Here is an 18464-nt window from a genome sequence, read left to right as displayed (position 1 = left end):
ATGGGCGGTCAAGCGTGGGGCTGTTTGGGGCTTTGCGACGACGTCTTTCGCTTGCTCTATGGCAGGTTTTTCGTCCGCCTCTGCCCGCTGAGTGTTCGGGCTAGGTTCGCCCGCCGCAGTGTCGATTGACGCCGCCGCTTCTTTTCTTTGGACGTGCCACCGCGTTCACAAAATGGTCCGGCTTGGGAACATTTTCTCCGAGCTTTATCCCCGCTTTCATTTGATTTTGCAGTTTTTCGAGAATAACAAATGTCGATTCGACCCAGCCATCACAACTTTGCCGGCCGCACTCAAAACACCTCCGTCGCTCGCATGCAGAAGATGCGGGAGCGTTTCAACCGCTGGGAGCAAAAAGCCAACGATCGCAAGGCACACTGGATCGCCAAGCAAGCCGCCCGAATCGAGCGCTATAAGAACGCTTTCAAAGCCAGCTGGATCAGCAAAATCGGATTGGGCATGGCAGCGATTTGGAAGTTCATCACGAACCCGCCGTTCTTTGTCCGAATCGAAAAGCGACCCGCCGTCGCCTTCACGGCGATGCTGCCCTTTGGCATCAGCTTCGAACGCAAGGGCAAAGTCAAGCGACGCTCGCCACGTTTTGCCAGCCCCACTCAGTCGAAGGTTTCCGTTGAAGCACTTGAGCGGCGGGAACTGTTGGCGGGCGACCTGAGCATCAATTTCGATGGAGCCACCGGAATCCCGGCCGGATTGGAAGATGGAACGAGTGGAGATGCGAACTATCAATTCCACGATGAGAATGCAAGCAATAACGTACTTTTCGATGGAATCGCTGACAGCGACCGCGACTACCTGCGCACAACGGACGGTGGTTACGCGACCGGCGACTTCACCGCTGACATCCAAGTCACCCGAACGACTGGTGATAACATTGCATATTTCGGAGTTGGCGACGGGGTTCCAGGCGGAACAGCCGCCGAGCCGGGTGGTCCGGCGATGACTTTTCGCTTGCATGCTGACGGGCAGATTTCCGTCGGCCTATATGACTCGGGGGAGACCTTCGAAACAGGTGACACAACCAATAATCTTGCGAATCTCGCAGTGGGGACCCACGAGTTTCGAATTCAGTATGACGATAGTGAAAGCGAAGCCACCTTTTCTTACGACGGTAACGATGACGGGGTCTTTGAGAAAGCCATAACCGTTTCGGAGGTCACTGGTTTTACAAGCTCAAATGCTCATATTTTCTTTGGCGGAAGTGGCGGTGTTGAGTTTGATAACTTACAGATCACGACCGGCGTTATGGACAACGTACCTCCAACCGTTTCGATAACGAGGGACGACGCCAACCCATCCAATGCGACGAGCGTTTCATTCAGCGTTGATTTCAACGAAGACGTTCAAAACGTCGACGCTTCCGACTTCACGGTTGCAACCAGTGGAACCGCGTCGGTCAACCCAACTGTCACTGTGAACGATGCCGGGGACTCTGATGATAGCACCTATCAGGTAACCGTCGACAATGTAGCTGGCGACGGAACCGTCGGCTTGGATTTTAATTTGCCCAACTTGGACATCGGTGATCTCGCCGGCAACCTGTTGGACTCTACGCCGACAACCGATGAAGAATACACCGTCGACGTTCCGTTCAAGATTACCAGCGTTCAGCTGTTGCAGAATTCTACCGACGATACGGGTGTAACGTCGACCGATGGAATTACAAGTAATACCACCCCGATCTTTCAAATCTTCTACACGGGGGGCACGGGCATCGAACAGATTGACCTGGTGAATGGGTCCTACAGCGACGTGGACAGTAGCGATACGGTTTCTGACCTCGACACCGCTTACGGCCAGGTTTTAGGTTCTGCGACGGCGGGCGTCGGAAGCGGTTCCACCACGATTCAGGCAACGGACTGGGATCCTGCTGCTGGGAATCAACCGGCAACGGATGCGACATATGCGGCCGGTGCGATTTTCGCGCGTTACGAGCAGAACATTGTGTCGTCAGATGGCGGTGTTCTGGAGGATGGAGACGCCGTTGCTCTGACGGAACAAGATATTGAAATCGACACGACCGCCCCGACGGTCAACATCTCCATGTCTGACACGGCCCTAAAAAAGGGCGAGACGGCCTTGGTGACCGTCACATTTAGCGAAGAACCAGGCGGGGTCGATGCCACGGATTTGATCGTTGATGCACTTAGTGGTGGCAGCCCAAGCGGAACGCTGACCGATTTTGTTGTCAACAGTGGTAACCCCAAGGTTTACACCGCCACGTTTACTCCAGTCGACAACATTGAGGACATCCACGACAACTTCCTGAAGGTGAATGCAGGGTCCTACACCGATATCGCCGGCAACTCGGGGGTAGCAGGATCAACCATCAACTTCACCATCGACACGCTTGCTCCAACCGATCCAACGATCACGAGCGTTGAGGACGACGCGAATCCGGTCACAGCAGCAATTTCTGACGGCGGATTCACCAACGATGTTCGCCCACGGTTTTATGGGACGGTTGGAAGTCCGAACGACAAACTGCTGATCTATATCGACGGTGCATCAACACCACTTGAAGTGACCGTAGGCAGTACAACTTGGGACTATGAACTTTCGTCGGACCTGTCCGAAGGACCGCATAGTTTTTCAATCAGGACGCAAGATACCGCCGGAAATATCAGCCTAGGCGAAGCAACGTTCGCGTTGACTGTCGACACGACTTCTCCGAGTGCTCCGAGCATCACATCGGTGAACGATGGTGCGACTCCGTCGACCGGTCCGCTGACCAGCGGCGACAGCACCAACGATACCGAACTGGTGGTCCGCGTGAGCCTGAGCGGAACCGGCGCTGTGGATGGCGACACCGTGCAGTTGTATGACGACACGACGGCGCTGGGATCGGCTGTAACACTGACATCCACGGATGTCACGACCAACGGCTACGTAGATATCACCACACCGGCGCTGACTGACGGCACGACGTACCAACTCAATGCGACCGTCACGGATGCGGCCAGCAATGAAGGTGCGGCTTCGTCTCCAAACTTCACCGTGACCATCGACACGACCGCTCCTGCAGTACCCTCGATTGATGCAATCGGTGACATGGCTGCTGATGAGGTGAATGGACTTATCGCGATCACGGGAATGGCGGCGCCTGGTGCGACGGTTACCGTTTCTGTCACAGACCTCACAGCGGATCCAGACGTTGTCTACACCGGCACCACCACGGCCGATGGTACAAGCGGTGCATTTTCTATCGCCACCAGTGCTTTGCAAAACAGCGTCCCGGAAACCCTCGCAAGTTTGATTGCCACACTTTCTGTGCCCGCGACCAGCAGGCACAACGACTTCACTGTTTCAGCGACGGCGACAGATGCCGCCGGGAACGTCAGTGGCTTATCAACCGCCGAGAGTTTTACTTTCGACGCTGATGCCGATAGCTCCAATGATCTTGAAATTGCGGCGACCGCAACGCACGTACGAATTGCCAATCAAGCTGCGTTCCCATTCACGGTAACCGGTCTGGACACCGACGCGACCGCGGTTGTGACGTTCACTGACGAAAACAGTGCCAAAGTCGATGTGAACATCGCGATGCCGGCCACGATCACGACGACCAACCACACTGTCGATCTGAGCGGACTCGCCGACGGTCAAATCACAGCCACGGTCGTCGCCACCGACAACCTTGGCAATCAAGACACCGGGCAGGCTGCGGCTACGTTTGTTGTGACCAAGGACACGTCCGCTCCGACGATCGCGATCACGACGCCTATTTTGACCGACGATGTGGTCAACGCCGTCGAAAACAATACGCCACTGACGATCGCTGGTACGACGACCGATACCGAGGATGGCCAAACCGTCACGGTAATGCTCAATAGCCAGTCGTATCCTGCCAACGCAAGTGGTAACGCGTGGAGCGTTTCAGTGCCAGCGGCACACCTTCAAGCTCTCACGAGTGGTACGACCTATGCCGTAACGGCCGATGTGTCGGATGCGGCGGGCAATCCCGCAACGCAGGCCAGCGTCAATTTAGACGTCGACACGGTTTCTCCAACGCTCTCCACGGCTGTGATCTATTCAGATAACGCCGACACGGCTCAGGCAACGATTGGAAACACGATCACCCTCGATTTGACCTTTGCTGAGCCCGTTGATGAGCCGACGGTCATGATCGCGGAGAAAACTGCGACCGTGGCCGAGACATTGGGGTCAAGTGACAAGACGAAGTGGACCGCAACGTGGGTCGTCGTCTCTGGTGATCTGCAGGGTGCCGCCTCCATCAGCGTGAATTTCGCGGACATCGCTGGAAACCCAGGCATGGAAGTTACCGCCGCCACGACCGGCTCGGTGACGATTGACACTGTAGCGCCGACTCTCGGCGCTATCGATCTTCAACCAAGTTCTGATCTTGGCGAATCGAATTCGGATGATCTGACTAGTGATGTCACGCCGACGATTGATTTCCTTGGAGAAAACGGCTCGACGATCGAAATCGAGTGGAAGGCTGGGGAGGGTTTTGTGCCCGATGGGACAGACACTGCAGCTGGGCCGACGCAACGTACCTTCAGCGGTGGCTACGCGACGGACGGCTCAGACGATGGCCCCCAAATCATCACTGTTCAACTGACGGACGCCGCCGGGAACACAACCACAGAAACACTCAACGTCACGATTGACACGACGATTGCCGACGGAACGGTGGCTGAAGCAGCGGCTGGGGATTCGGACTACAGCATCGGTGAAACGATTACGTTTGAGGTTACGTTCGCGGAAGCCGTTTATGTGGATGAAACGGATGGTGCGCCGACGCTGACGCTCAGTAATGGTGCCTCGGCGACGTATTCCGGCGGTTCGGGTTCAACAACTCTTTCGTTCGCGTATACGGTGGCCGAATCGGCCAGCGAGGATACGGATGAAAGCACGCTTCCAACTCCCATTGCGAACGATCTGGAAGTCACCGGATTGGTCATCCCCGACAACTCAGTCGGCGATCCCAGTTACATCCGAGACATCGCCGGCAATGATGCGGCCATTGCATTGCCGACCGACCTCAACATCGAAGTCGACACCGCCACGATCAACATCGACGCAATCGAAATAAATGATGATGTCGATGATTCGGAAGACCTTGATGTGGTGCTAAAAGGCAGTACGACCGGTGTAGAAGTGGGGCAGGATGTCATGATCACAATCAAGGATGCAGCGGACGCCGTCGTATTTGGGCCGGAAATCACCCAGGTGCAAGCAGGAGGTTTGTGGCAGCTTGATCCAGATGCGGATCTTTCAGCGTTAGACGATGAAGCAACCTACACACTCGAAGTGGAGGTAACGGATCAGGCGGAGACTGCCAACACAGTTACGGCGAGTCGAACTTTCACCACGACTGATTCCTCAGCGCCTCAAGCGGTGTTGAACCTGGGTTTAAACGTTGTTGCCAATTCCAGCAATAATCTAATTGATGATTCGCGCCTTCAATTTTCAGACCGAACTGCGACAACTGGTTCTGATATCACTTTTACTCTGACCACTGCGCCGGCAGGTCAACTGTGGCTCGATCTCGATGACTCTGGCACGCTCAACAATTCAGAAACTGCACTCATCATCGGCGATACCTTCACGCAGGCTGACCTGGATAATGGGTTATTGAAGTATGACCACGTCGGTGCGTCTTCGGACGGCTTCGACTTCACGGTTACCGACACGCTAGGAAATGTTTCGGATCCACAAAGTTTTCCGATCGATGTTGGGCAGGAGTCAACGACGGAGAAGAAGTTCCTTCTACTCAATGGCAACTACTACCGTCGGAATCTTGATCAGGTCGGTATCCTCAATCCGATTCTGGCAACAGGCCAATTTGATGACGCGGACGTGGTCACGATAGGGTTTTCCTCATTCGTCCCGTCTTTGTCGTTTCTCAAACAATACGACGCGGTTTTGGTCAATGGTTGGGACTATCTGTATCGAGCGGGCCCAATTGGAGATGTGCTTGCGGACTATGTGGATGATGGGTACGGGGTCGTCGAGATGGCAACACGGTACCGTTACTATCAGCCCAACCAATTTCAATCCTATCATGTAACCGGGGATTGGACGTCGAACGGGTACAGCCCATTTATCCAGAATGGAAATTTCTATAGTGGCACCCGATCGCTTGGGACTTTCAATTCAGCCCACCCAGTCATGGAGTCAGTATCCAATCTTCAGGTAAATGCAATTGACTCATCCAGTGCGGCAAGTGGTGTTAATGTTATTGCGAGAACCAATGACAATCGTCCTCTGGTGATGGAACAGAGTGGACAGGTTGGTTCTGTTGTGGGTTTGAATTTCTTTGCTTACTCCTGGCAGTATTACTACGGTTACAACCCATCGACCGACGGTGCCCAGCTGATCGCAAACGCGTTGTCCTATGTGGCTCCTGATACAGAAATTTCTTTAAGTGGAGACACGCTCACTCTCACTGGATTTGCGGATGCTTCCGATGACCTCGCAATTTCGAGTGACGGCACAAATATTACGATTACCGATCCTGTAAACCGTCTAGTTTCGGCGTTTGGGACTTCCAGCAACGGACATGCTGTCACCATCCCAGTGGGGTCAATCGATACGATTGTGTTCGACACCGGCGAGGGAGACGACACGCTTTCTTTAGACTTGACGAATCTCGCAGGCATCGACTTCGTCTTTAACGGTGGTGATGGCGGGGCAACTGACAACGACACGCTAGTGATCCAAGGTGGAACGTTTGAGACAGCAACGTTTGCCTATGCGAACATCTTCGAGACAAATGCAGACGAGTTTTCGGGGGATATCACGCTCGACGACGGCAGCCTGACTTCGACCATCACATTTACTGGCCTGGAACCAGTCACTTACTCATCGCCGACCAACTCGTACGTCTTCGACCTAACCAACAATACCGATAGTGCGTCCCTTGATATTGACACCGCGATTTCGGGGCATCTGCTACTCTCGAGTCTCAATGGGACCTTTGAGACGACAAGTTTTATAGCGCCCAACGGAACAGGCAAATCAATCACGATCAACATGGATGCCGGCGATGACACGCTATCCATCGAGGATATCGCCAGTCGCTATTCCGGGGGTGAATTGGTTGTCACCGGTGGTGATGGCTCCGATGTCGTTACCGTACACCCTGGCGCAACTTCAGGCACCGCATCGGTTACCGGCTTCACCTTTGACGGAGGCGAAAGCGGCGGCGATAGTGATTCACTGACGATTAGCGGCGGCAGCGTGACTACGGTCACCTATGACTTTGACGACGCGGCCACAACAACTTCGGATAACTTTGCCGGTGACATCACTCTTACGGGCACAGATTCCGGAACGATTCGCTACACCGGCCTTGAGCCCGTCACGAATTCGACACCGGCAGCAGATGTTGTCTTCAACCTGCCTGATGGCGATGCGACTGCGACGTTGTCGGAAACCGCCAATCCGAACGAGTTCACGCTCGCCAGCCCTGATTTCGAAGACGTGACCTTCACGTTAACGTCCTCGGGCAACCTGACGATTAATGGTGGCAGCGGCACTGACGTCTTGACACTCAACGCCGTTGAACTGCCCGGCGACTTGGACATCAACCTGGGAGCCGGCGACACGATCAACGTGAGCGGCGATCTGTTGGTCGATGGCGCATTGAACATGGATGCGGATACCATCACAGCAACGGCTGATGTCGAAGCGGACAGTGCGATCTCGATCATTGGACGTGGCGATGTCACTTTGCAATCGGTGACCGCCAGCAACGACGCTGTCACGATTCAGGCCGGTAGTACGGGTCCGGGTAACTTGTTGGTCGATGAAATCGTCGGGGCAACAAATCTGGATTTGGATGCGGATGGAACGCTGACGATCGAAACCAGCGCCGTCGCAAGCATCACGATGGATCTGTTTGCTTCGGGCGATATCACGGTCGACACCATCAACCCGTCGGCAACCGGTGGGGTCGTCATGGAAAGCACCGGAGGCAGAATTCTCTCCGAGTCCGGTGCAACTGGACTGATCAGCGGCGGTAATCTCAACTTGACTGCTGACCAAGGCATTGACGTGCGGACCAACGTCCTGAGTGTGGACGCAGAAAACGCGTCCATGGGAGCAATTGAGATTGCACAAGAGGTTAATAGCCTCACTTTGAACAAGATCGACAACAATGCGTCCGGTGGCAGCGTTGTGATCACGAATACGCAAGCCATCACGACGAGTGTTTCCGAATCGGTATCCGCCGACGGGGGAAACATTTCAATTGAATCGACGAACAACTCAGTAACGATTTCGCAGCCCGTCTTCACGACGGGTGCTGGCACCATTGCTTTGACCGCGACCGGCGGTGTCGCGATTAACGGAGCCGCTGAAGTCACGGCGGACACGGGTGCCATCACCATTACCGCTGATTCGGATGCCGACGACAGCGGTAGTTTCACCATCGTTGGCAGTTCGACCTACGTGAGCACCAACAATGCAACCGACAACGCTTTGGTCATCACCGCGGCGGACATGACGCTGGGTGGCCTTGCGCCGCTTTCGGGCGGATCGTTGGTGTCGCCGAGCGGGCGTACTCAGTTGCTCAACAGTGCGGCGAACCAAACATTCACGCTTGGATCAGGGATCGGCAGCCATATCAAACTCACCGCCGCCGAATTGGACCAGGTCACTGCCGACTCGTTGAAGATTGGTAAGGCAGATGCGGGAGCCATCGAGATTAAGGGAGCGATCGCGCCGGTGGGAACCAGCACCCTCATTCTGGAGACCGGTTCGACGATCACCGACGACCCGGCATTGCCTAATCCTGGATCAATCACCGAAACGAACCTGAAAATCGTCGCGGGTGGAAGTGTCTTGCTGGATGGTGCGAATGATGTGGACAACCTCGTCGCGGAAGTCACTGGATCCGAAAATACGTTCACGTTTAACGATATCGATGATCTGACGATTCCGTCGACTGCTATCGACACGACCTCAGGAATCACCACCAACGCGGGTAGTGTCGTGCTCAAATCCACTTCGCTGACGGTTGACTCGGCGATTACGACTTCGGGAACCGCAGCCACGGTCGGTGAGGTGACGCTGATTCAGGATGCTTTGGACCTGAATGCATCGGTGACCGCGTCTGCCGGGGATGTCACCATCCGACCGCTCTCCGCTGCGACCGAGATTCACCTAGGCGATGCTGATGCCGCTGGTATCCTCGGATTGGAACAGGATGATTTGAACGAGATTACCACGAGCGCGGTCGTTCGACTTGGTTCGACGACCACGACCACAGTGGGAGCCGATACGGTACCCATCAATACCGGTGACATCGATCTGGTTACGGCTGTAACGGAGACAGGAACCGGATTCACGACTCTCTCGTTGATCACCCAAGGCGGTGTGGTGGATACCAGTGCCGATACCACGGTCGACATCACGGTGACCAATCTGGCGATTCAGGCCGGGGGTGGGATCGGTTCCACTGATGACATCAACGTTTCGGTCACCAACTTGGCCGCTCACAACGATCAAACCGGTGCCACGCTGGGCGGAAACATCAACATCAATAACCTGGGCGATTTGACGATCGCGGCGGCTCCAGGCATCGATGGCGTCATCGGCGTCGACAATGATTTTGCGGGCGGTTCGGTGACTATCAACGTAGATGTCGATGGTGGTGAGCCGGGGAATCTGACGATCAACGCACCGATCGATGCGGAAGACGGACCGATCACGATCCAGGCGGACAACAACATCGCTCTGAACGCCAATGTCAGCAGTGGCACCGGGGCCGGGGACATCGCGATCACTGCGGACACGAATTCCGATGCCGCGGTCGTCGTCGATGGTGCGATCACCATGGTTGACGGTGCGGTCGTCGATGCGGGCAGTGGCACCATTGCCATGAACGCCTACGGCAACGTGACGCTCGGCCGGGTGGTGACGACAAACAACACACCGATGGCTGTTTTGATCGACAGCTCAAACGGGGCCATCAGCGAAGTCGGGGACACCGGTGGTGCCGACATTGTGGCAACCGGTTCGGATGCGGTCGTCACGCTCAATGCGGCGACTGGGATCGGAACCATGGCCGCGCCGATCGATACAAGCATTGCCAAGCTGGTGGTGACCAATAGTGCTTCGGGCGATGTTTATATCGAAGAAGCGACGGGGCTGAAGATTAACGGCATCGATCAGGATGGCGGCTTGGTGAACATCAAGACGCTGAATGGTTTCCTTGATGTCGTCCAGGGGACCGGTATCTCAACAACAACGGGTTCGGTCACGTTGACAGCGGAGAAAACAACGGCTCCCTCCGCGCCGATTGTCATCAATGACCCCATTCAGTCTGACAGTGGAGCGGTCGTTATCACCGCTGCCGATTCGGTCAACTTTGGGGCGCCCAATACTGTCAGCACAGACGCCAACGTTTTCGTAACGGCGACCGCTCAAGGCATCTTCATGAGCAATGGAGCCTTGATCGACGCTGGCAGTGGTCTGATCGATCTAACGGCCAATGGCAATATCACGCTGGGTGGTCTTCTCACGACCAACACAACACCAGCGGGTCTTAACAAGACCGATCCGTCCATGAGCACTGCGGCGATCGTCGTGAATACAGCGACGGGAAGCATCTTGGATGCGGGTGACACCCACCTGGAAGTCAGCACGGTCGGCGGGAGCCCGCAGGGTGGTGCTGTTTTGATCGCAGAAGCGGGAAGCATCGGCGCGACCGGTAACCCGCTGGAAATGAACGTGGGTTCGATCGGAGCCAAATCGCTCACGGAAATCGTCTTGGATTCCGATGGTGACATCTTGATTGATTGCCTGATCTCGGGCTCTGACATCACCGTTACTGCCGGTGGCATGATCAATGACTTGCAGAACGACGCGTTGGCGGATCTCGATGCAGGTGGCACTATCTCATTGGAGGCCACGACTGGCATTGGTGGCAATCCCGGAACGACTGCAACCGTCGCTGACGCGGCAGGCCGCCTCGAACTTGCCGCTGGTAGCACGCTGATCGCGAGTACGACCGACGCCGGTACGGCTAACGGAAACATCCTGGTCGCGGGTCTGGGAGATCTGACGCTGCAGAGCGTGACGACCGCTAATGGTGCCGTCGATATTACGGCAGCTGGGACGATCACCGCGACGTTGGTTGAAACGAGCAACACCAACAGCGATGACAACGACATCACCCTGGTAGCAACGGCGGGTGGTGACATTGAGGTGGTCGCACTCGACGCCGGGGCCGATGGCGACATCACGCTGACCGCCGCCGGGGCGATCACTGAAGACGGTATGCCCGGTACGGCCGCGGCCGGTGACGTGCTGACGGCGACGGCTGGTGGAGCCATTTCTCTAGATACTAACGTCAACAAGATTACGGCGACCACGAACGCCGCGGGCGACATCGATATTGATGAAAGCACGGGTGTTGAACTGACGAACATCGCTACCAATGACGGCACGGTCAACGTGGTCGCCACCACCGGTGATGTCACCATCGTGTCAGTCACCTCCGCTGGTACCGATAAAGATGTCACGATCGAAGCGACCGTCGGCAGCATCCTGGATCAAGACGACAATACCGACGTCGACATCACGGCGACTGGTGAAATCATTCTGACCGCCGGTGCCAACATCCACGGGACGGGAACCGGCACCGATGGTGATGGCAACCGTTTGGAAGTCGCCGCGGGAAGCGTCGTGACCGCGAATTCGACCACGGCGGGTAACATTCGTTTGACCTCACCGGGAGCGATCACTCTGAAGAACATTGACGCCACCAGCGGTGACGTGGATGTGACAACGACCGGCGGCGATATTTTGATCGGCGCGATCGATGCCAGCGGCACGGTCACGCTGAATTCCAGTGCCGCGATCAATGAAGCCGACGATGATTTGACGGCTGATATCACCGCGGCCACCGTCAGTCTGGAAGCGGTTGGTGACATCGGTGGTTCTGCAACGCCAACGACCACCGACACCGAAGGTCGTTTGGAAATCGCGGGCGGCAGTGTTTCGGCCAATTCGACCGGAACGGGAGACATTGTGCTGCGAGGCACCGCCGACATCACGTTCACGAGCGTGACCACGAACGATGGTCTGGTTGATGTGGATTCAACCGGCAATCAAATCACCGTCGCTGGCACTGGTATCAGCGCCGTCGGTGGCGGCATCAAAGCGGTTGCGGCTGGGATCAAACTTTCCGCCGATCTGCAAACCGACGGCGACGCGATTGATCTGAACGGTCCCGTTGTAATTGACGGGGCTCGTTTGATCGATACCGAATCCGGCGACAACGACGATGCCGGACTGGTGCTCATCACTGGAACCATCAACGGAATGGACAATATCGGCAACACCGACATTTTGACAATCGACGCCACGGCGAACACGAATGCCGCGGGTGCCGTCACGATCACGGGCGTGGTCGGCGGTAGCACACCTCTGGACAGCATTGACATCGACGGCAACGCCATTGATTTGCAATCGGCTATCACGGTTGACGATGGGGGCATCGAGGTTAACGGCAGCGGTATCAACATCGGTGGTGATTTGACCACTGAGGGCAGCAATGTTGATTTGACCGGTCCCGTCACGCTGACCAACGAGAATGCCACCACGACGATCGATACCGCAACCACCTCGGCTACGGGCGGTGTTGTTACAATCGATGGCACGATCAACGGCACCAACCTGGGTGCTGAGACATTGGTGATTGACACCAGTGGAACTAGCAATAAAGCCAACGTGTTCCTGAAACAGGACGTCGGTGCGACTCAGCGTTTGGGCGGCCTGACCGTCACAGCGGACACGCTTGAGATTACGGGCGATATTCTGACCGATTCCACGGGGGCCTCGGCGGATGGCTTGATTGACTTCTCGGGCGTCACGATGCTCGATTTGACCGACAACCAAACCATCCAGATCGATTCCGATGCGACCGGTGGTTCGAGCGACGCCGGTCAGATCGTTCTGACTGGTGCCGCAAACCTTGATATTGACGAACCGACCGTCGACTTTGTCATCGACGCGCGAGCCGACGGAACGGGCGTCTCGAAAGATGTGACACTCAACGACGTGACGGTGAAGTCACTTAACGTTGCCGGAGACAAGGTTACGTTTGAGGGACTGGTTACCCTCAAAGGCAAAGACTTGGCTGGAAACTCGCTTCGAGTCGACGCCAAAGACGTGGAGTTCAAAGACGGTGCACGAATCGTCGTGGATGGGGACATGGCGGGCGATACCGGCAATGTCTTGATCGCGGGCAAGGTCGGTGACAACGGAACGTTGACGCTGGCTGCGACGGGCGCCGATGCGTTGCCGGTCATCGATGTTACCGACGCCGAAGCGGCGGGAGGTACCGTCACCATCGACAGCAACTTTACGGTCGTTGAACTCTGCGACGATATCGCGACGGCGGGCGGAGCGATATTGATCGCTTCGCCGGTGGAACTCTGTGCGGATGTGACGCTCGATACGACCGGCAATAGCACGGCGGCCGGAGCGAACATCACGATCAGTAACACGATCACCGACGATGCGACCAGTGGTCCTCATTCCTTGGATTTGATCGGCGGAACGGGCGGGGACGTGAACCTGACCGGCGACATCACGATCGGACGTCTCGACATTCAATCGGCCGACATCGTCGATTTGCCGAGCGTTTCGACCGACGGCGAAGGTGCCTCGGGCGGGATTGACATTGGATCAACCGCCGCCGTCAATCGCATCGATCTGAACGGCGCGACATTGGATTCGGGAGCGAACCATCCGAACGTGGCAGGTGTGATCTCATTGAATTCAGCCGACATTGACCTTTCCATTTCCGTCACGCTCGACGCGACCACGGGCGGAACCACCGATGGTGCGATCACGGTTGGTGACTCAGCGAATCCGAGTGCGGTCGACGCGACTACAGCGGGAATGGAATCACTGACGATCCAGTCCAGCGACGGAGCCCTGACGGTTCACAGTGACCTTGGCGGCAACACGCGTCTGGGTTCGGTCGCTGTCAATTCCTCCGGCGGCACGATCAGCTGGAACGGCGATATCGCCACCCAAGGCGGCGCGGTCGATTTCACTGGCGTCACGGGCGCGATCGATGTGACAGGCAACGACGGGGCGCAGTGGACGATTGACACCAATGACGGTGCGTCCGGAAACGGTGGCAACATCGACTTCGGTATGAATGCCACGATCACCGCAGGTGATGTCGCACTGGTCTTTGACGCAACCGCTTCGGCCACGGATGCCGATGTGATCCTGCCCGCCAGCATCGCGGCGGCGAGCGTTGATGTCGACGCGGATCAGATCACAGCCGGCAATATCGTGACAACGGGCGGCAACATTGACCTGAACGCGACGGCAACGACCGGCACCGCGATCTTCTTCAATGGTTCCACCATCGATACGACCGATGGCGGCACCGAGGCGACTGCTGGAGAGATTATTTTGACCTCCGCCGGCGGTAATCTGTTGCTCAACAATTCCGGCGGCACGGTCAGCTTCTTGACCGACGCGACCACGACCGATGCGAACATCACCATCGCAATTCCAGTGGAAGCCATGGCCACGGAGCCGTTAACACTCGACGCCGGTGATGCAGACGTCGCGATCAACGCAACGGTTGGTGCGGCAAGTCCCATTGGCTTGCTGACCATCGACGCAGACAACATCGATTTCAATGCCAACGTGGATGCAGCGGGCATCGCGGCGACGGGCCAAAGCAGCATCGAGATCGGTACGACCAGCGCGGTTGTCCTGGACATCAACAACGTCCAGTCCTCGTTCGATTCACCGTTCATTGATGCGGACGCTGGCTCGACGATCATCGATTCGACCGGCGGAAAAGATACGGCCGTGTTGTACCGGCCGCTCAATGACGCGACGGCCTTCAATATCGGTGACGACGCTGGAACCGCCACGGACCGAGTCACCGATGCGGCACTGGCTGCCGTAGCCAATTCGATCGGGCAATTAGCAATTGGCTACGCTGGAACGCAATCTGGCAAGATCACGATCGACGGCAATTCGCCTCAGACGCGATCAGGTTACCCATCGTTGACTGGCATTGTTCTGAACACCAGTTTGGTGATTCAGGCGGTCGATGCCGATGTGGAGGTGACCGATTCGATCATCTCGGACATTGAAGGCAACAGCATCACGATCAATGGATCTGGTGCGGCCGGTGTCACGACGATCATGAACAATTCGACCTTCATCACCGACAACGGTGGGGTGATCACGATCGATGACTCGGTCACACTGGCCGATGGCGTGACACTGACGCTTGATTCCGACGGCAATAATGCGGGTGGTGGAGCCGCTATTTCGGTCACCGGCGACATTCAGGGTGATGGTGGATCGAACGAGAATCTCGTTGTCCACTCCGGTGGTGGTTCCATCACGCTTGGCGATGCCGCCACGGACAAAATCGGAGACACGGGTTCGCGTTTTGGCACGATTACGTTGGACGGAACTGATGCGGTCGTCATCAATTCAACCGTCGTCGCAGCGAGCATAACTATCGGTGGTAGCGATAATCCGACGGCGGTGACCTTCAACGAAACCCTTGACCTGGATAACGGTTCGGCTGCGGATGTCCTTGACATCACCGTTGCAGCGGCGGGGACAGTGACCTTCGCTGCGGCAGCCGATTTGACAACGGCCAACGGTGGCAATGTCGTTGTCAATTCCGCAGGTGCTGGCGGCAGCGTCACGATTAATGACACAGCCGCGAGTAGCTGGAGTATCGACGGCAGCGTCAACATTGACGGTAACTTCGGTAACGTTGATCTAGGCGAGGACATCACGACCAATGGTGGAGCGATCTCGATCTCGTCGCCCACAACGTTGACAAAGGACATTGCGTTGGACACGACCGCCAGCGGAACAGCGACTGCAGGTGCAAACATCAGCCTGGCCGCTGTGACGGCCTCGGGTGCGGCTTCAGCAGAAACACTGACGATAGATGCTGGTACCGATGGCGATATTTCTGTCACCGGTCAGATCGGTGCCAGTCGCTTGGGACTCGTGACGATCACCAACGCCAATGATGTCGTATTCGATGACACGGCCAATAACCCGGCCCAAGTCACCGGTTTAACGGTCACGGAATCCAGCACTCTCACTGCCACAGAGCAGATCGACACGACCGCAGACATCAGCATTGTTGCCGATGATGCAAGCTCGCCGGATCTGGCGACGACTACCAGTGTTACTCTAGCCGGTGGTGTCGAACTGGGTGGTGCGAACCTTGCGATTCAAGCAGCTTCGGATGTCATATTCAGTGCACCGATTATATCAACTCCGGATGCCGGAACCGAAACGGTCACCGTATCTGGCATTACCGCCGCAACTGAAATCTATCTGGGCGATGCCGGTGGTGGTTTGGATATCTCCGAAGCGTCACTCGCCCAAATCCAGTCGACCGTGACGGAAATCGTGATCGGCGAAGCCATGAACCAAACTGGCAAGATCACCGTGGGCGATGGTGCCGATGACAATGGCACCTTGACCGTGCTGACAGCCCTGACGCTGGAAGCCGCAGGTGCAAGCGGTGCCGGAATCGATGTGCAAGCCAGCATCACCACAGCCGGCGACTTCACTGTCAATGGTGATGGTGCGGGGGACGGATTCAGCGTCAACGCAACCAGCGTGACCATCACCACCGCAGGCGGGGATGCCACGATCAATGACACCGTCACCTTTGCGACCGATGGGAATGCATTGGCCATTAATACGACAGGCACCTCCGACGGTGCGATCAACATCAATGGCTCGGTCGAAGCAAACAACACGGGTGCCGCTGCCGAGAATCTCACTCTGACCGCAGGTACCGGTGACGTGACGTTGGGCGGAAGTGGAGACACCTTCGGGGCCACCACGACAGCGGACGATCGTCTGGGGACGATCAACATCGTCAGTGCGAATGATGTGACCGTGAATGCATCCATCGTGGCACAGGTCTTTGACCAAGACGCCGGAGTTCTTGGTACACCTGGACCAGGAAGCACGACGACGTTTAAGGCGGCGATCGACCTGGACAAGGGATCCAGCGGCGACGTTTTGCGTTTGGACAACGTGCCGAATGTCACGTTTGAGGATGCGGCTGCGGTGACAACGGGCAATGGGGGGAACGTGTTCTTGGATGGCGATGATACGGGCGATCTGATCATCGGCACCGGAGGCATGACGCTTGACGGTTCCTTCACCGAGCAACAGTACAACTCGGTTCAGCTGAACGGCACGATCACCGCCAACGGCATCAACATCAGCAGCAAGTTGGAGCTTTCCACCGATCTTGTGCTCACTGCTGCAACTGGCGACATTTCAGTTGGCAATATCTGCGGTGATGAAGACGACAAAGATAAGATCTATGACGTCACGATTACTGCTACCACGGGCAGTGTCAGCGTCGGCCAGATTGGCATCGATGCGGACAGTGACGACATCAACGAGGTCACGATCACCAGTGGCAGCACCAGTGCTGACACCATCTCCTTGGGCGGGAACATCTTCACTGGCGAAGACGACAATACCGGAGATGTGTCGCTCAACGGAGCCGTGGTACTCGGAGTCGACATCGTGATCGACACCACTGACACCGAGGACATGGCCCCTGCCCCAGCGGCCACCGGCAACGCCGGTGCTGTCAGCTTCAGCAGCACGATTGACGGAACGACCGGTGGCGAAGAATCGCTGACGATCAACGCCAACGATACGACTGCCGACGGAGACGTCACGATCGCCGGTGCGGTTGGCGGGACAACGCCACTTGAATTCGTGACCATTGATGCGGCCTCCGTGGAAGTGGACGCGGTCGCCACCACGGGCGCGATCGATGTAACCGGCAGCAGCATCAAGCTCAGTGGCGATCTGCAAACCGACGGTGGCACCGTCGACTTGACCGGTCCGCTGACCGTCAACGGAACGGACATCACGATTGACACGGAGCTGGATGACAATAGCGACGCGGGTGCCGTCACGATCACCGGCACCGTCAACGGCATGACGATGGATGTCGATGGCCTGATCATCGACACCACCACTGGCGCAACCTTCAGTGCAGGCGATGTCACCATCGACGGAATCGTCGGTGGCGGAGCACTCGACCTCGACAAGCTGGTCATCAGCGGAGCCGCGATCGACCTAACCAGCGCCGTCACCGTCCACGACGGCGGCATCGCCGTCACTGGCGACACGATCAGCCTCGGCGGCGACCTCCAAACCGACGGTGGAAATGTAGAACTCGCAGGAAATGTCACGCTAGCGAAAGAAGATGCGATGACCACAATTGACACCGGCGACACGGCTACTACCGCGGGCAACGTGACGGTCACGGGCACGATTGGCGGAAGCGAAGCTGGAGATGAAGCCCTAGTGATCGATGCATCTGGCACGACCACAAGCGGAAATGTGCAAGTGACTGGTGCCATTGGCACCACATTACTTCCCCTTGCGAGCTTGGACATTGATGGTGCGATTATTAA

At 56.6% G+C, this 18464-nt stretch carries 1 protein-coding gene; it reads left to right on the top strand.

The window, feature by feature from the left end:
- Positions 1-249: 249 nt before the first annotated feature.
- Positions 250-18464, top strand: an 18215-nt coding sequence (locus tag RE6C_RS18490; protein WP_008658949.1) for a beta strand repeat-containing protein, incomplete at its 3' end; no start/stop codon positions are given.

The organism is Rhodopirellula europaea 6C, assembly GCF_000338295.1.
Taxonomy (GTDB): domain Bacteria; phylum Planctomycetota; class Planctomycetia; order Pirellulales; family Pirellulaceae; genus Rhodopirellula; species Rhodopirellula europaea.
Note: the sequence above shows the minus strand (reverse complement) of the source record. Positions and strands in the feature narration are given on the sequence as shown.